Origin of the sequence: Phenylobacterium sp., assembly GCF_004297125.1 — a bacterium.
Classification (GTDB): Bacteria; Pseudomonadota; Alphaproteobacteria; order Caulobacterales; family Caulobacteraceae; genus Phenylobacterium.
In genome coordinates this window covers 229769-243707 of record NZ_SCVD01000024.1, presented here as the reverse complement: position 1 = coordinate 243707, position 13939 = coordinate 229769, and the positions used below count along the sequence as shown (strand labels likewise).

Annotated in this window: 21 protein-coding genes; 6 read left to right on the top strand and 15 right to left on the bottom strand. The window is 69.1% G+C overall.

The window, feature by feature from the left end; translation table 11 throughout:
• The 3 genes from EPO51_RS17450 to EPO51_RS17440 are packed head-to-tail and all read right to left on the bottom strand — an operon-like array spanning nt 1 to nt 2094.
• The gene (locus tag EPO51_RS17450) at nt 1–462 is read right to left on the bottom strand and encodes an NUDIX domain-containing protein (protein WP_293352869.1); all 462 of its coding nucleotides are present in this window, start codon (nt 460–462) and stop codon (nt 1–3) included.
• Nucleotides 462–1469 carry a phospholipase C/P1 nuclease family protein gene (locus EPO51_RS17445; RefSeq protein WP_293352867.1) on the bottom strand — a complete coding sequence of 336 codons (1008 nt, stop codon included), beginning with the start codon at nt 1467–1469 and terminating at the stop codon, nt 462–464. Before EPO51_RS17445 ends, EPO51_RS17450 begins: the two co-directional genes overlap by 1 nt.
• A gap of 43 nt (nt 1470–1512) precedes the next feature.
• Nucleotides 1513–2094: a glutathione S-transferase family protein gene (locus EPO51_RS17440; RefSeq protein WP_293352865.1), complete on the bottom strand. Its 582-nt coding sequence runs from the start codon at nt 2092–2094 to the stop codon at nt 1513–1515.
• Nucleotides 2095–2280: 186 nt separating this feature from the next.
• On the opposite strand from EPO51_RS17440, the gene EPO51_RS17435 reads away from it, so the two are divergent.
• From EPO51_RS17435 to EPO51_RS17425, 3 genes are read left to right on the top strand one after another with little or no spacing between them, the layout of a single operon-like run.
• Nucleotides 2281–2760 carry a 3D domain-containing protein gene (locus EPO51_RS17435; protein WP_293352863.1) on the top strand — a complete coding sequence of 160 codons (480 nt, stop codon included), beginning with the start codon at nt 2281–2283 and terminating at the stop codon, nt 2758–2760.
• 18 nt (nt 2761–2778) lie between these two features.
• The gene (locus EPO51_RS17430; RefSeq protein ID WP_293352861.1) at nt 2779–3009 is read left to right on the top strand and encodes a hypothetical protein; all 231 of its coding nucleotides are present in this window, start codon (nt 2779–2781) and stop codon (nt 3007–3009) included.
• A 32-nt stretch (nt 3010–3041) separates the two neighbouring features.
• Nucleotides 3042–3578 carry an AAA family ATPase gene (locus EPO51_RS17425; protein ID WP_293352859.1) on the top strand — a complete coding sequence of 179 codons (537 nt, stop codon included), beginning with the start codon at nt 3042–3044 and terminating at the stop codon, nt 3576–3578.
• Here the strand turns inward: EPO51_RS17425 and EPO51_RS17420 are convergent.
• From EPO51_RS17420 to cobA, 8 genes are all read right to left on the bottom strand, one after another.
• Nucleotides 3575–3748: a hypothetical protein gene (locus EPO51_RS17420; RefSeq protein WP_293352857.1), complete on the bottom strand. Its 174-nt coding sequence runs from the start codon at nt 3746–3748 to the stop codon at nt 3575–3577. The two genes, EPO51_RS17425 and EPO51_RS17420, sit on opposite strands and share 4 nt — an antisense overlap.
• Nucleotides 3745–4611, bottom strand: coding sequence for an adenylate/guanylate cyclase domain-containing protein (locus tag EPO51_RS17415; protein WP_293352962.1), 867 nt, complete (start codon nt 4609–4611; stop codon nt 3745–3747). Before EPO51_RS17415 ends, EPO51_RS17420 begins: the two co-directional genes overlap by 4 nt.
• A 143-nt stretch (nt 4612–4754) precedes the next feature.
• Nucleotides 4755–5582 carry a ferredoxin--NADP reductase gene (locus tag EPO51_RS17410; protein ID WP_293352855.1) on the bottom strand — a complete coding sequence of 276 codons (828 nt, stop codon included), beginning with the start codon at nt 5580–5582 and terminating at the stop codon, nt 4755–4757.
• Nucleotides 5583–5593: 11 nt separating this feature from the next.
• A complete protein-coding gene (locus EPO51_RS17405) occupies nt 5594–6331 on the bottom strand; it encodes a phosphoadenylyl-sulfate reductase (RefSeq protein WP_293352853.1) in 738 nt (245 codons plus the stop codon).
• Between the two features lie 3 nt (nt 6332–6334).
• The gene (locus EPO51_RS17400) at nt 6335–6835 is read right to left on the bottom strand and encodes a DUF934 domain-containing protein (RefSeq protein WP_293352851.1); all 501 of its coding nucleotides are present in this window, start codon (nt 6833–6835) and stop codon (nt 6335–6337) included.
• The gene (locus tag EPO51_RS17395; protein ID WP_293352849.1) at nt 6819–8474 is read right to left on the bottom strand and encodes a nitrite/sulfite reductase; all 1656 of its coding nucleotides are present in this window, start codon (nt 8472–8474) and stop codon (nt 6819–6821) included. The genes EPO51_RS17400 and EPO51_RS17395 overlap by 17 nt, the downstream gene beginning before the upstream one ends.
• Nucleotides 8475–8478: 4 nt before the next feature.
• A complete protein-coding gene (locus EPO51_RS17390; RefSeq protein ID WP_293352847.1) occupies nt 8479–8841 on the bottom strand; it encodes a DUF2849 domain-containing protein in 363 nt (120 codons plus the stop codon).
• Nucleotides 8838–9692 (bottom strand): uroporphyrinogen-III C-methyltransferase, encoded by an 855-nt coding sequence (gene cobA / locus EPO51_RS17385; RefSeq protein ID WP_363200901.1) that lies wholly within the window; start codon nt 9690–9692, stop codon nt 8838–8840. Before cobA ends, EPO51_RS17390 begins: the two co-directional genes overlap by 4 nt.
• Before the next feature lie 177 nt (nt 9693–9869).
• Between cobA and gcvA the strand changes: the two genes are divergently transcribed.
• Entirely contained in the window at nt 9870–10826 is a 957-nt protein-coding gene (gene gcvA, locus EPO51_RS17380) for a transcriptional regulator GcvA (protein ID WP_293352845.1), read from the top strand.
• A 25-nt stretch (nt 10827–10851) separates the two neighbouring features.
• Nucleotides 10852–11481 (top strand): hypothetical protein, encoded by a 630-nt coding sequence (locus tag EPO51_RS17375; RefSeq protein WP_293352843.1) that lies wholly within the window; start codon nt 10852–10854, stop codon nt 11479–11481.
• Here the strand turns inward: EPO51_RS17375 and EPO51_RS17370 are convergent.
• Both EPO51_RS17370 and EPO51_RS17365 read right to left on the bottom strand, forming a co-directional pair.
• Entirely contained in the window at nt 11478–11774 is a 297-nt protein-coding gene (locus EPO51_RS17370; RefSeq protein WP_293352841.1) for a DUF6958 family protein, read from the bottom strand. The genes EPO51_RS17375 and EPO51_RS17370 overlap by 4 nt on opposite strands.
• A 58-nt stretch (nt 11775–11832) precedes the next feature.
• Nucleotides 11833–12153: an Hpt domain-containing protein gene (locus tag EPO51_RS17365; protein ID WP_293352839.1), complete on the bottom strand. Its 321-nt coding sequence runs from the start codon at nt 12151–12153 to the stop codon at nt 11833–11835.
• Between the two features lie 121 nt (nt 12154–12274).
• Between EPO51_RS17365 and EPO51_RS17360 the strand changes: the two genes are divergently transcribed.
• On the top strand, nt 12275–12622 hold the full coding sequence (locus tag EPO51_RS17360) for a hypothetical protein (RefSeq protein WP_293352837.1): 348 nt from the start codon (nt 12275–12277) through the stop codon (nt 12620–12622).
• On the opposite strand, the gene lepB is transcribed toward EPO51_RS17360, so the two are convergent.
• Nucleotides 12619–13395, bottom strand: a complete 777-nt coding sequence (lepB, locus tag EPO51_RS17355) for a signal peptidase I (protein WP_363200897.1) — start codon at nt 13393–13395, stop codon at nt 12619–12621. The two genes, EPO51_RS17360 and lepB, sit on opposite strands and share 4 nt — an antisense overlap.
• 134 nt (nt 13396–13529) lie before the next feature.
• Complete coding sequence (locus EPO51_RS17350) at nt 13530–13904, bottom strand: DUF6491 family protein (RefSeq protein ID WP_293352835.1); 375 nt, start codon at nt 13902–13904, stop codon at nt 13530–13532.
• Nucleotides 13905–13939 lie beyond the last annotated feature (35 nt).

Here is a 13939-nt window from a genome sequence, read left to right as displayed (position 1 = left end):
TCAGGCCCGCGCGCGCAATCTCAGCCAGGTGACGACGGCCCACACATGTGACTCCCGGTCGAGCCGCAACAGGGCCTCCTCGGGCGCGCTCCAGACCAGTTCGTGGTCGTCCTCGATCTTCAGGGCCGCGTCTTCCCGCATGACCTGGCCCAGGAAGAACGCGCCGCGGGTGTTGCGCACCACCCCGTCGTTATGGAGGAAGAAATGGTCGGCATGGACGAAAGGCTCGGCGTCGAGCGCAACGACCAGCCCGGCCTCCTCGCCGCATTCCCGGACCGCCGCCTCCGCCGCGGTCTCCCCCTCGTCGATCCCGCCGCCGGGCAGATCGAGCACCAGGCCGCGGCCGCGCCGCTCGACCCGGACCAGGGCGATCCGCCCTTCCCGCTCGATCACGGCGAAGGCCGCAGGGCGGTCCGGATAGGCCGACCCCGGCGCCGCCTGGCCGAACTGGGGCGTGGTCATCAGTCGATGCCGTACAACGCGGGGTAAGGGTCCACCTTACCCGCCAGCACGTCCTGCACCGCCACAGGCCGCCAGCCGACCTTGACGTTGGCGCTGGCCCGCCAGGCCTCGACGATTACGTCGCGTAGTTCCGAGGCGCCCACGGCGAGCCGCTCGGTCGCCATGGCGGTTCCCCGCGGGTCGCCGGGCGCCATGCCGCCCGCCTTCTCCATCTCATAGAACGGGATCACCTGTTTCCCTGTAGCCGAAAGGTAGTCAGAAACGCGCTGTTCGATCGGGCAGTTGCACAGGCGCAGCGGCGCGACCTTCGCCGCCACCACCGCCGGCTTGACGGTGGCCAGGACCAGGTCGCTCTCGAACGGACCGTGGAGGCGCGCCTTCGAGTAGTTGTTCGGGTTCGGCCCGTCGCCCCAGCCGTTGTAGTGACTGGTGACGTGCAGGGGCTGGCTGCCGTCGCCGACGAAGTGGCTGAGTTCGCCGAGGCTCTTCAGAATCAGGGCCTCGCGGCGGATCCGGTCGGCGGTGAACCACTTGCGGTTCGCCTTCCACTTCGGATTGCCCTCGGCCGCCTTCAGCACCTGCCAGTAGGCGAAGTCGGTGGTGAGCTGCTGATACCGATCGATGATCGAATACGGCAGGTAGCCGACCTTCCATTGGTCGAGGTTGGCGGCGCGGAGCTGGGTCTCGAAATCGGCGCGGGTCGTGGCCAGCGGCAGCATCGGCGGGCCGCCCAGCAGTTTGCCGTCATCGTCGAGGTCGATGAAGTGGCCCGGATCGCGATCCTGGTCGTGCAGCTTGCCCGAACCCTTGGAACGGTCCGGCTCCCGCGACAGCTCGCCCACATCGAGCGCCGCCTGCCGGGTCCGCAGGAAGGCGGGCAGCTCGGGCGGCAGCGCGCGCATGGCGATCTCGCCCAGCATCCGATGGCCGGTGTTGCCCCAGGCGAAAAGCGTGCTGGGCGTGGCGGCGATCACGGCGGCGAGCGCCAGGGCGGAGAGGCGTTTCATGCCCTCCGCTTTGCACGCTCGGACGTGACAATGGCAAGCGCGCTCAGCGGATGCCCAGCGCCGCCTCGACGCGGGCCACCCAGGCCTTCACCGCCGGGTAGGGATCGAGGCTGAAGCCGCCCTCGTGGCACACCCGCGTGTAGGCCACCAAGGCCACATCCGCGAGTGTGAGGCTGTCGCCTACCAGGAATGGCGAGCCGGCCAGGCCCAGCTCCATCCGCTGGAGGGCGTTCCCGCCTCGCTCGACCAGCCGGGGTTCCAGGTCCTCCACCGGCTTGCCCAGGTACTTCACGTGGAAGCGGGCCACCGCGACGTAGGGCTCGTGGCTGTACTGTTCCCAGAACATCCACTCCAGCATCTTGGCCCGATCGTAGGCGTCGGCGGGGATGAGGCTGGAGCCCTCCGCGAAGTGGAGGATGATGGCGTTGGACTGGGCCAGCGGGCGGCCGTCGTCGAGGATCACGGCGGGCGCCTGGCCCGCCGGATTGATCGCCAGATAGGCCGGCGTCCGCGACTCACCCTTCAGGATGTCTGTCTCGATCCAGTCGTACTTCAAGCCCAGGAAATCGGCGGTCCACCTGACCTTCAGGCAGTTGCCGGAGATGCTGTCCCCATAGATTTTCATTCGCCACGCTCCCGCTTTCGGGGCTGGCTGTGCGGCGGTTCCCCTGTGGGATCAAGCGATACCGCCTCACCCGGGCTGTTAGGGAAACTCACGGAGCGCGACCAAACGCCCTTCTGGGGTTGCCCCCGTAGGCCTCAGCCGGTAGGACTCCGGCCACCAGTTCAACGACGAAGGAGGACGCCGTCCATGCGACGCCGCCTCGCCGCCCTGGCAGTAGTTTCCGCCATCGGTATCGCATCAAACGCGCACGCCGCGCCAAACGATCCGATTGGGGACCTTGTTTCCTCGATCGTTTCCGGGGCCCTCCCGGGCACAGGGGTCTTCAACGTGAAGGCGACCCTTTATCATGCCGGCGCCAAGGGCGTTGGCGGCCTCGACAGCTTGGGCTGCCGCGTCGTTCCGATGCGCACCATCGCGGTCGACAAGACCCTGATCCCGCGCCGCACGGTGCTGTTCATCAAGGAAACCGTCGGCCTGAAGATGCCCGACGGCGGCCAGCACGACGGCTACTGGTACGCCTCCGATGTCGGCGGTGCGATCAAAGGCCAGCGCATCGACCTCTACACCGGGCACGGCGCGGCTTCGATGAAGCCGATGCAGAAGCTGAACCTCTCGACCCTCACCGCGGTGAAGGTCGGCCAATTCACGGGCTGCCCGCCGAAGTAGGCCGCCAAGGGGACGACGTTGGACGGCCTGCTCGACGCTGCCAAGAATCCCGCCATCCTCGGGCTGTTCGCGGTCATCGGCGCCATCGGGCTGGCCTTCGAAATCCGCGCCCTGTTGCTGTTGCGCCGCCTGAAGGCCGAGACCGAAGCGGGCCGCCCGCTGCCGCCCACCGTCGTCGGCATGCTGCTCATCGGAGGCCTCTGCTTCACCGTGGCGACCGCCATCATCGCCATCGGCATCCAGCCGTAACGCGCGCCCGGGCGCGCGCCGGGACCCCGAGCTTGATCGAGAAACCGAACTTCTTCGTCCTCACGGGCGGCCCCGGCGTGGGCAAGACGACGTTGATCCGCCACCTTCAGGGGCTGGGCGAGCTGGTGGTCGAGGAAACCGCGCGCGCGGTGATCCGCGACCAGCTCGCACGCGGAGAGCCCGGCGTTCCCTGGATCGATCCGGCGCTTTTCGCCAACCTCACCGCCGAACGCGACATCGCGATCTTCGACGGCATGGCCAACGAGACACGCCGGGTCTTCTTCGACCGCGGGATCGTCGACAGCTACGGTGCGAATGGAACGACACCTTCCGCGCGGATCGTCGAGGCGGTGCGCACGCGGCGCTATAACTCCCGCGTCTTCGTCCTTCCGCCGTGGCGCGAGATCTACGAGACGGACGACGAGCGGCGCCAGGACTGGGCCGAGGCGGAGCGCACGTTCGAAATCATCCAAGCGCGACTGCCGATGCTGGGTTACCGGCCGGTCGTGCTGCCCAAGGCCAGTGTCGAGGCGCGTGCGGCCTTCGTTCTGGACCGTGCCGCCCCTTAGCCGACGAGGCTGATCACGGCGTAGGCCAGGCCGGCCCAGAGACCCAGCGAAACTGCGGCGCCGATGGCGAGGCCGACGCCGGGCGGCAGCGGGCGGGCCGCCCTGTCAGGCTTGGAGCCGGCGGAGAGGACGGAAGCGTCCACGGAGGCGGGTTGCGATGCGTAGGTCATTGCCCGGGCTCCGATGGGGCGCCCAGCGCCGCTATGCCGAAGACCCATTGCTTTTCGGTGCGGCCGCGAAGGGTCAGGCGGCCGATCTCGGCGAGGCCCGCCTCCGGCGGCAGGCGGCGAGCCGTCTCCTCGCCGATCAGCAGCGGGATGTCGTAGACCTTGCACAGGCCCTCGATGCGCGAGGCGATGTTCACCGGGTCGCCCAGGACCGAATAGTCGAAGCGGTTGCGGCTCCCGAGTGCGCCCACGACGCACTCCCCCGAATTGATGCCGATGCCGATCCGGATGGTCGGCAGGTCGACCTCACCGGCGAAGGACGCACGCACACGGCGGTTCACGTCCTCCATCGCCAGCAGCATGGCCCGGGCGGCCTCGAAGGCGTGCTTCGCATGGTCCGGGTCATCGTACGGCGCCCCCCAGAAGGCCATGACGCAATCGCCCATGTACTTGTCGATGGTGCCGCCGTGGGCCAGCACGATATCGGTCATCGGGTCGAGGAAGGCGTTGATCAGGTCGTTGAGGCGCCGCGGTTTGTCCTTCATAGCCTCGGCCAGGGCGGTAAACCCCCGCAGGTCGGCGAACAGCACGGTCACGTCCCGGGTTTCGCCGCCAACGCTCAGTCCGTCCGGGTCGGCCATCAGCCGGTCGATCACCTGGGGCGAGACGTACCGCGACAGGACCCGATCCGCGCAGCAGCCGCAGGCGCCCACGGTCTCCTTGGCAGGTCCCAGAAACCGGGACGTGGATTGACGGCGGGCGGCTCGGACCGGCGCCTCTGCCGCAGCAGGCTGACGTGCGACGCGCAGCCAAGCGGCAAGCTGGGACACAAGCGTCAGTTGCGCGGGCGGGGTCTCGAAATACATCGCGGACACAGCGGGCTCCTCCAAGCCATGTCCAATCTAAGCACACGAGATTTATGGTTAATATTTGGGACGAACACCTAGGTAGATTCGCCTATCCTTTTCGCCGCACCCTCTGGGGTTGTGCCCGCCCCCTGGCGCATAGATCAGGTCTCGACGAACGCCTTTTCCAGCACGAAGTCGCCGGGTTGGGCGATGGATCCCTCCTGGTAACCTAGGTCGAGGAGCTGCTGCTTCAGGTCGGCCAGCACGGAGGGACCGCCGCACAGCATGACGCGATCCTCTTGCGGGTTGAACGACGGCAGGCCCAGGTCGGTGAACATCTGACCCGAGGCGATCAGGTCGGTGATCCGGCCCTTGGTGCGGAACTCTTCGCGCGTGACCGTGGGATAGTACTTCAGCTTGCCATCGATCAGTTCGCCCAGGATCTCGTCGCGCGGCAGTTCGTCGAACAGCTCGGCGTAGTTCAGATCGGCGACCTCCCGGACTGTGTGGGTGACCACCACCGTCTCGAAGCGCTCGTAGACGTCCGGGTCGCGGGCGAGAGACAGCCAGGGCGCCAGGCCGGTGCCGGTGCCCAGCATGTAGAGCCGCTTGCCGGGCTTCAGGCCGTCCAGCACCAGGGTGCCGGTTGGCTTGCGGCCGATCAGGACCGGATCGCCCACCTTGATGTTCTGCAGACGCGAGGTGAGCGGGCCGTCGGGCACCTTGATGGAATAGAATTCCAGCTCGTCGTGCCACGAGGGCGAGGCGATGGAATAGGCCCGGACCAGCGGCTTGCCGTCCTCCTTCTGCAGCCCGACCATCACGAACTGGCCGCTGGAAAAGCGCAGCGCGGGATCGCGGGTCGTGCGGAACGAGAAGAGGCTGGGGGTCCAGTGATGGACCCACGTCACCGTCTCGACGAAGAAGGCGCCGGACGCCTTGGGGGCCGCCCCGGCGGGCGTCGGAGTGGCCAAGGTCACGTCGTTCATTCCTGAAAGCCCTAGATGTCGCCGCCGACGTTGTTGGGCGTCCCCGGCGCACGCGCCAGATGGATGCCGCACTCCGACTTGTCCAGACCCTTCCAGCGGCCGGCCCGAACGTCCTCGCCATCCTCCGCCGGCTGGGTGCAGGGCCAGCACCCGATCGACGGGAAGCCCTGGGCCACCAGCGGGTGGGCCGGCAGTTCGTGCTCCGCCGCATAGGCGTCGAGGTCTTCCTTGCCCCAATTGGCGAGAGGGTTGAACTTAAGCTTGCCCTCGGACTGCTCCACCACCGGCAGGTTCAGGCGGTCGCCGCCGTGGAAGCGCTTGCGGCCGGTGATCCAGGCGTCGAACTCGCCCAGCGCCCGGTCCAGCGGGACCACCTTGCGGATCTCGCAGCAGGCGTCGGTGTCGGACTGCCAGAGCTTGGCCTGGGGATCGCCGGTGGCGAGATCCTGATAGGCAGGACGCAGATCGCGGACGTTGGTCAGGCCCAGGCGCGCGGCGAGCTGCTGGCGGTAGTCCAGCGTCTGGCCGAACAGCATGCCGGTATCCAGGAACAGCACCGCGATGTCGGGCTTCACCTTGGCGGCGATGTCCAGCAGCACGGCCGATTCCGCCCCGAAGGACGAGACCAGGGCCAGCTTGTCGCCGAAGCTCTCGACGGCGGCTTCCAGGATCGTCCGCGGGTGCGCGTGACGCAGCTCGGCGTCCAGGCGCAGCGCGATGGGGTTCCGGGCCAGTGCGTCAAAGGCCATGACTCATGCCTCCCGTTCCGCGAAAGCCGGCGCACGGCCGTCGGCGGACCTTTGGTAGACGTGGCGGTAGCGGCGCGCGGCGGCCTGCCATTCGTTGGCGCTGGCGTCGTCGGCTGGCTCGAAGGCGTCGAAGCCCACGCGGACCATGAAGCCCGCCTGCTCGCGCAGCACGTCCCCCACGGCGCGGACCTGGCCTGCGAACTTGAACCGCTCGCGCAGCAGCCGGGCGTTGGTGTAGGCGCGACCGTCCCGGTACTTCGGGAAGTCCAGCGCCACCACCGCCAGACGCGGCAGGTCGTAGGCCAGGACCTCGGCCTCTTCCTCCGCCTTCAGGCGCACGCCCACCCGGCGGCCTTCCGACAGCAGCCCGTCGCCTTCCGACTGGAAGCGGGCCAGCGACACAATCACGTCGCCCGTCGCCATGTCCTGGTCGTCGGCCACGTGGGTGAACGCGTCCTCGGCGCCGCGACAGACGCCGTCCTTCAGCTCAATGAGCGTCGGCATAGACGGCCTCCTTGAAGGGGGTGACGCCGGTGCGGCGGAAGGTGTCGAGGAAGCGCTCGCCGTCCTGGCGTTCGCGCAGGTAGACGTCGACCAGGGTGTCCACGGCGTCGGCGACCTTTTCGTAGGGCAGCGCCGGGCCGAGCATCGAGCCGACCGAGGCGTCCTCCGCCCCCGAGCCGCCCAGAGTGAGCTGGTAGAACTCCTCGCCCTTCTTATCGACGCCCAGGATCCCGATGTGGCCCACGTGGTGGTGGCCGCAGGCGTTGATACAGCCGCTGATCTTGATCTTCAGCTCGCCGATCTTCTCGGCGCGGTCCTGGTCGCGGAACTTCTCGGCGATGTGCTGGGCGATCGGGATCGCCCGCGCATTGGCCAGGGCGCAGTAGTCCAGGCCCGGGCAGGCGATGATGTCGCTGACCAGGTTGATGTTCGGCGTGGCGATACCAGCGTCGCGCAGAGCGGCCCATACGGTCGGAATGTCGTCCAGTTTCACGTGCGGCAGCACCAGGTTCTGCTCGTGCGTCACCCGGATGTCGCCCAGGCCGTACTGCTCAGCCAGGTCGGCTACGGTCTCCATCTGCTCGGAGGTGGCGTCGCCGGGGGTGTCGCCAATGCCCTTCAGGCTGACCTCGACAATGCCGTAGCCGGACTTCTTGTGCGGCTTGACGTTGTTGCGCACGAACCGGGCGAAGGCCGGGGTCGAGGCCTTGGCCGCCTCGAAGGCCTCCGACTGGGCCGGCAGCACCTCGAACGCCGTCGCGGCGAAGGCGCCGCGGATCCGGGCCAGCTCGGTGTCGGGCAGATCCGCGCCTTCGCCGATCTTGGCCCACTCGGCCTCGACCTGCCTGGCGAACTCGTCCTTGCCGAGCGCGGCGACCAGGATCTTGATCCGGGCCTTGTAGATGTTGTCCCGGCGGCCGTGGCGATTGTAAACGCGCAGGATCGCTTCCAGGTACGAGAGCAGCCGGTTCACCGGCAGGAACTCGCGGATGGTCGGCCCGACGTAGGGCGTGCGCCCCATGCCGCCGCCCACGATCACCTCGAAGCCCAGCGCGCCGTCGCGGGCCCGCTTCAGCACCAGGCCGATGTCGTGGACGCGGGCGGCCGTGCGGTCCTTGGGCGCCGCGGTGATGGCGATCTTGAACTTGCGCGGCAGGAACGAGAATTCCGGGTGGAAGGTCGACCACTGGCGGATCGCCTCGGCCCACACCCGTGGATCGTCCACTTCCTCGGCCGTCGCGCCCGCATAGGGATCGGTCGTGGTGTTGCGGATGCAGTTCCCCGAGGTCTGGATGGCGTGCATGTCGACGCTGGCCAAGTGGTCCAGGATGTCCGGCGTGTCGGCCAGCTTGATCCAGTGGAACTGCAGGTTCGTACGGGTGGTGAAGTGGCCGTAGCCCTTGTCGTAGGTGCGCCCGATCCAGGCCAGCTTGCGCAGCTGGGCCGGGTTCAGCGAGCCGTACGGGATGGCGACGCGCAGCATGTAGGCGTGAAGCTGCAGATAGAGGCCGTTCATCAGCCTGAGCGGCTTGAACTGGTCCTCGGTCAGCTCGCCGGCGAGACGCCGGGCTACCTGGCCGCGGAACTCGCTGGAACGGTCGGCGAGCATCGCCTTGTCGATGGTGTCGTACTGGTACATGCGCCTACTTCCGCTTGATCAGGTTGACGCGGCCGGTCGAGCGGGCCGCGCCGTGGGCGTGCTGCAGCGCCTCGATCACCGCCCCGCCCTCGGCCTGCTTGCCGTGGTGGAGGTGGTTCGAGGGGCCGAGCGCGCGGATGCGCTCGCGGTAGCTGAGCGGGGCCCAGAGGCCTTCGGATTCGATCAGGTCGATCAGATAGGCGTCGACCACGACCAGCGGCTGGTTCTTGGCCGCAGCCTCGGCCTCGACGCCGGCCGGATCGTCGTCGTCCCAGAGCTGGGCGTCGGCGAAGCGCTCGACCCATTGGCCGGCTTTCCAGAAGACGACCTCGCCGTCGGTGAGGCGGTTGGCGGTGAGCGCCTTCATGCGCGCGCCTCCTGGATGAGGGTTTCGACTTGGGTGCGGCCTTCGCCGGCCCCTTCTTCACTGGACGTCGCGAGCGCCATGGCCTCGCCCACGATCAGCAGGGCGGGACCGTTCAGGGTGGCGGCCGCCTCGGCCAGACCGGCGAGCGTGGTCACCACCCGGCGTTCGTCCGCGCGGCTGGCGTTCTCGACGATCAGAGCGGGCGTGGAGCCGGCCCGGCCAGCCGCCATCAGGCGCGCCGCGATCGGCGTGGCCATCGACAGGCCCATGTAGATCACCACCGTCTGGTTGGCCTTCGCCAGGTGATCCCAGTCCAGGTCAGGCTCGCCGCCCTTGGCCGCGTGGCCGGTGACGAAGGTGACGGCCTGGGCCGAACCGCGATGGGTCAGGGGCGCGCCGGCGCTGGCGCTGGCCGCCAGGGCCGCGGTCACGCCGGGCGCCACGTGGCAGTCGACGCCGGCGTCACGGCAAGCTTCCAGCTCCTCGCCGCCGCGGCCGAAGATGAAGGGGTCGCCGCCCTTCAGGCGCACCACGTTCAGGCCTTCGAGGGCGAAGGCCACGAGCATCCGGTTGATCTCATCCTGGCTGTACGAGTGTCGCGACTTGCGCTTGGCCACCGAGATCCGGCGCGCGCCGGCCGGCGCCAGGTCGAGGATCTCATCCGACACCAGGCCGTCGTGGACCACCACCTGGGCGGCCTGCAGGACCTTCAGCGCCTTGATCGTCAGAAGTTCGGGATCGCCCGGACCGGCGCCCACCAGCCACACCTGGCCAGGGCCACGCGGCCCGGCGTTTCCGCCCAGCACCACGAGGCGATCGGTACGCCTGCCTTTGCCGCCGCCTATGGCCATGTTTAGCTTCTCTATCGATACGCCGACCCTGAAATCATGACGGGGCGGACTCGCGCCCGCCCCGTCTGATGTCCACCGGTGAAAAGGGCCGATACACCGGCGGACGCTTGCAAATAGGGGCGGAGAAGCCCAAGTCGCAACCCGAGGACTTCTGCCCGGGGTGTCAGGAATTCTAGGATGGATCGAAACCACCAGCGCCGCCGGCTGCCACCGCTCAACGCCCTGCGGGCGTTCGAGGCCGCCGCGCGCCACCTGAACTTCAGCCGGGCCGCCGACGAGCTTTCCGTGACGCCGGGGGCGGTCAGCCAGCAGATCCAGAACCTCGAAGACTACGTCGGCGCGGCCCTCTTCAAGCGCACGCCCAAGGGCCTGCTGCTGACCGACGCGGCCCAGACCGCCCTGCCCGCCCTGCGCGAGGCGTTCGACCGCCTGGCCGAGGCCGCCAGCCTGCTGACCGCCGCGGTCGACGGCCGCCGCCTGACCATCACCGCCCCGCCTTCCTTCGCCGCCAAGTGGCTGGCGCCCCGCCTGGGCGCGTTCGAGCGGGCCCACCCGCAGGTGGACGTCTGGCTGAACGCCGGCATGGAGTTGGTCGACCTCTCGGCCGGCGAAGTCGACCTGGCGCTGCGCTACGGCGCCGGCCGCTACCCCGGCCTGGAGGTGAAGCGACTGGTCAGCGAGGCGGTGATCCCCGTCGTTTCCCCAGAGCTGCTGGCGGAACATCCGCTGGAGACGCCGGAGGACCTGGCCAACCACATCCTCCTGCACGACGGTTCGCCCGAGATCGACGACAGCTGCCCCGACTGGCCCATGTGGCTGGCCGCCCGCGGCCTGCGCGGCATCGACGGTCACCGGGGCCCACGCTTCAATCAGTCCAGCCTGGTGATCGAGGCCGCCGCCAACGGCCGCGGCGTGGCGCTGGCCAAGCGCACGCTGGCCCAGGCCGACCTGGACGCGGGACGCCTGGTGGCTCCTCTGCAGATCGCCACGGCCGTCGACTTCGCCTATTACCTGGTCCATCCCAAGGCCAAGGGACGGCTCCCGCAGGTGAAGGCCTTCATCGGCTGGATCGAGGCGGAGGCGCTGGCGCACGAAGAGGCGCTGCGGGCCATCGACAATGGCGCTGGGATTTAGGGACTTGAGGTTTCTAGGAGGTCTGGTGGCGACGGCTCTTGTCGCGACCTCGCTGGCGCCGGGCGGCGCGGCGGCGGAAGGTTCGCAAGCGGATTACATCCTGCGCCTGCGCCTGCAGGCTCAGCTCCAGACGCTGAACGCCGACCTGCTCAGCCATGACAGCGCGACCGCGGTGCTGCAGGCGCTGTGCGACCGGCGCGATCCCGGGGCGCCCAAGATCCTCGCCCGCCAGGTCGAGGTCCCCGACGACCTGCCGGCCGCCAACGCCGCGCGCCGCCAGCTGGGCGCCGCCGCCAACGAGCCCGTGCGCCGCCGCCGGGTCGAGCTGAAGTGCGGCGAGGTGGTCCTGTCGCGCGCCGACAACTGGTACCTGCCTGGCCGGCTGACCGCCCAGATGAACATCGACCTGGAATCGACCGAGCGGCCCTTCGGCGTCGTGGTGCGCCCGCTGGGCTTCCAGCGCCGCACTCTGTCGTCACGCCTGCTGTTCCAGCCGCTGCCGGCCGGTTGGGAGGCGGCCGATCCGGTGGGCTTCGACCTCCCCGTGAGCGTTCCGCCGAACGTGCTGCAGCACCGGGCCTACCTGCAGACCCCCGACGGCCGCCCGTTCGCCCTCTTGATCGAGACCTATTCCGACAGGGTGCTGGTTCCTTAAGCCGCGCGATACCACCGCAGCGGCTTGCTGTGGCGCACAATGACGCCCTTGGCCTCCAGGTCGAGCTGGACGCATTTCAGCCACCAACCGACGGTCTGACCGCCCGGGAACAAAGCCTCAGGCAGGCGCGGCAGGGCGGCGGCCTTCAGCTCGGCATACGAAAGTCCCGGCTCGGCCGTCGGCAGCGCCGCCATCACCGCCTCTCGCGTCGCCTCGTATTTCTCGCGGTTCACCGGGCGCGGCGGGCTGTCGGGACTGGCGACGTTCTCGACGAGGATGGTCTCGGCCTTCATGGCGCGCTCCTGATAGGTCGTACCGATACGACGAACGGGCCTGCGCGATTTCGACGGCTCAGCCGCCGCCGATGCGGGTGAGATAGCCTTCGATGGCGGCCAGGGCGTCGGCCAGGGCCGCGCGCAGCTCCGGCGCAAGCGATGGATCGCCCCGCTCGGCCCGGTCGGCCGCCTCCCCCAGCGCCGCGGCGCCGATGCCGCGCGCCGAGCCCTTGATGGTGTGGGCCAGGTCGCGCCAGCCTTCGGCGTCCGCGCGGTCCAGCCGTGGGATCCAGCCTTCGGCCTGGCCCTGGAACAGGGCGAGCACCTCGGTGACGACCTGCATGTCACCGGCGGCGAAGCCCTCAAGGTAGTCGAAGTCCACGGCCTCGTCGCTCATCGGTGTTCCCCTTCGCCCCTGCTGGGTAGCGGTCGGAGTGCGCCGCGACAACCGGGCGCAAGGCCGTGTCCGGACACGTTTTCACTGTCGCCGGCCGGTGAAATGGGTTTGCATTCCGATCATGCGCGAACCCAGGCCTCCCAAGAAGAGCGAGTCGCTCGAGATTCGGATCCCCTACGAAGCCAAGACGGCGTTCATGGAACGCTGCCGGCAGGACGGCCGCTCGGCCAGCGAGGCCCTGCGCACCTTTATCGACCAGCAGATCGAGGCGCCCCGGCCGCGCGGTCGGCGCTGGCGTCTCGCGATCGGCGCGGCGATCGCCGCGGCCCTGGGCGCGGTGGCCCTGCCCTCGCTGGCCCGGCCCGCCGATCCCGCGCATGACCTCCTGCGCCGCGTGGCCTTCGCCCATCTCGACGCCAACCGCGACGGGGTGGTCAGCCTCGACGAATACGTCCGGGGCCGCCCCTAGCGGACCCGCTTGAAGATCCGGCTGAGGTCGATGTTCGCCCAGGTCCACGGCTTCCACAGCGACGCCCCGCGCCATGACAGCAACACGAACCGCGCCTGGCCCACCAGGTTCTCGGCCGGCACGAACCCGACCCCCAGCGCGTAGGGCGGCCAGCGGCTATCCAGCGAGTTGTCGCGGTTGTCGCCCATCATGAAGTAGCGCCCCTCGGGCACGACGTAGGTCTCGGTGTCGTCGCCGTCGTGGGCCGGCCCACGGTCGAAGGTCATGTAGGACCGCCCGTCCGGCCGACGCTCGACGCGCTGTCGCACCGTGACGTCCGGAGATCCGGGATCGCGGGTGAAGCCGCCCTCCTCCTGCCGGATCGGCCGGTCGTTGACGAACACCGTCCCGCCGGTCACCCGGACCCGGTCGCCAGGAACGCCGATCAGCCGCTTGACGTAGTTCTGCTTTGGGTCGCGCGGCAGCTTGAAGACGATCACGTCGCCGCGCTGAGGCCCCTGGCGCTCCAGCGCCCGCCCGTGGAACAGCGGCAGGCCCAGGGGAATCGAATAGCGACTCCAGCCGTAGTCCCACTTCGTGACCACGACGTAGTCGCCGGTGCGCAGGCCGGGCTCCATCGAGTCCGATGGGATCGTGAAGGGCTCGAACAGCCCCACCCGCAGCCCCAGCGCGATCAGCAAGGCGAGCGCGACCGTCTTGGCGATCTCGACGGCCTCGGCGGCGAACGGCTTTCGGGCGGGCGGCGCGGCGACCGCGTCTTCCTGCATGCTCATGACGGTTCCGGTGGCGGCGCGGACATGCCCGCCGCAGCACCAGGCCGCATCCCGCCCACAGGCTCAACGCATCTCGCGTCCGGGCGCCGGAACTTGCTGTCCGGACAGCCGCGGTCTCCGTCGCGCCCGCGACTTCAGGACTTGGCGCGCTTCGCCTTCGGCGGCGGGGCGTCGCTTCGCTCCACGCTGCTCACCGCGCAGCGTTCGCCACGCACCCGGATCGTGGAAAAGCGGTCGAAGGTGTCGATCCCGCGGGTCTCGAACCCGATGGTCTGGACGAACGGCAGCTCGAAGCACGGGGCGAACAGCGTCGCCCGGTACCATTGCCGGCGATTGTCCTGGACGTAGAGGGTGCGGGAATCGGCGGCATGCCAGTCACGGATGCCATCGTGGTTCACGAACGGGATCGAGGCCTGCGGCGGCAAGGGCGCCTTGGGGGCGGCCTGCACGGCCTGGCTCGCGAGGCCCAGCGACAGGGTGGCCAACAGGCCGACAAACAGAGGCTTCATCATCAGACTCCTTTCCCCCGATCTTCGCCATTCCA

What these genes read in the sequence shown, in the direction of transcription:
- EPO51_RS17435 (WP_293352863.1), top strand. Translation starts at nt 2,281, where the DNA reads ATGCGACGCCGCCTCGCCGCCCTGGCAGTAGTTTCCGCCATCGGTATC.
- EPO51_RS17420 (WP_293352857.1), bottom strand. Translation starts at nt 3,748, where the DNA reads ATGACCTACGCATCGCAACCCGCCTCCGTGGACGCTTCCGTCCTCTCC.
- EPO51_RS17350 (WP_293352835.1), bottom strand. Translation starts at nt 13,904, where the DNA reads ATGAAGCCTCTGTTTGTCGGCCTGTTGGCCACCCTGTCGCTGGGCCTC.
- EPO51_RS17400 (WP_293352851.1), bottom strand. Translation starts at nt 6,835, where the DNA reads ATGCCGACGCTCATTGAGCTGAAGGACGGCGTCTGTCGCGGCGCCGAG.
- EPO51_RS17395 (WP_293352849.1), bottom strand. Translation starts at nt 8,474, where the DNA reads ATGTACCAGTACGACACCATCGACAAGGCGATGCTCGCCGACCGTTCC.
- gcvA (WP_293352845.1), top strand. Translation starts at nt 9,870, where the DNA reads ATGGATCGAAACCACCAGCGCCGCCGGCTGCCACCGCTCAACGCCCTG.
- EPO51_RS17415 (WP_293352962.1), bottom strand. Translation starts at nt 4,611, where the DNA reads ATGTATTTCGAGACCCCGCCCGCGCAACTGACGCTTGTGTCCCAGCTT.
- EPO51_RS17440 (WP_293352865.1), bottom strand. Translation starts at nt 2,094, where the DNA reads ATGAAAATCTATGGGGACAGCATCTCCGGCAACTGCCTGAAGGTCAGG.
- EPO51_RS17410 (WP_293352855.1), bottom strand. Translation starts at nt 5,582, where the DNA reads ATGAACGACGTGACCTTGGCCACTCCGACGCCCGCCGGGGCGGCCCCC.
- EPO51_RS17450 (WP_293352869.1), bottom strand. Translation starts at nt 462, where the DNA reads ATGACCACGCCCCAGTTCGGCCAGGCGGCGCCGGGGTCGGCCTATCCG.
- EPO51_RS17365 (WP_293352839.1), bottom strand. Translation starts at nt 12,153, where the DNA reads ATGAGCGACGAGGCCGTGGACTTCGACTACCTTGAGGGCTTCGCCGCC.
- EPO51_RS17370 (WP_293352841.1), bottom strand. Translation starts at nt 11,774, where the DNA reads ATGAAGGCCGAGACCATCCTCGTCGAGAACGTCGCCAGTCCCGACAGC.
- cobA (WP_363200901.1), bottom strand. Translation starts at nt 9,692, where the DNA reads ATGGCCATAGGCGGCGGCAAAGGCAGGCGTACCGATCGCCTCGTGGTG.
- lepB (WP_363200897.1), bottom strand. Translation starts at nt 13,395, where the DNA reads ATGAGCATGCAGGAAGACGCGGTCGCCGCGCCGCCCGCCCGAAAGCCG.
- EPO51_RS17360 (WP_293352837.1), top strand. Translation starts at nt 12,275, where the DNA reads ATGCGCGAACCCAGGCCTCCCAAGAAGAGCGAGTCGCTCGAGATTCGG.
- EPO51_RS17445 (WP_293352867.1), bottom strand. Translation starts at nt 1,469, where the DNA reads ATGAAACGCCTCTCCGCCCTGGCGCTCGCCGCCGTGATCGCCGCCACG.
- EPO51_RS17405 (WP_293352853.1), bottom strand. Translation starts at nt 6,331, where the DNA reads ATGGCCTTTGACGCACTGGCCCGGAACCCCATCGCGCTGCGCCTGGAC.
- EPO51_RS17390 (WP_293352847.1), bottom strand. Translation starts at nt 8,841, where the DNA reads ATGAAGGCGCTCACCGCCAACCGCCTCACCGACGGCGAGGTCGTCTTC.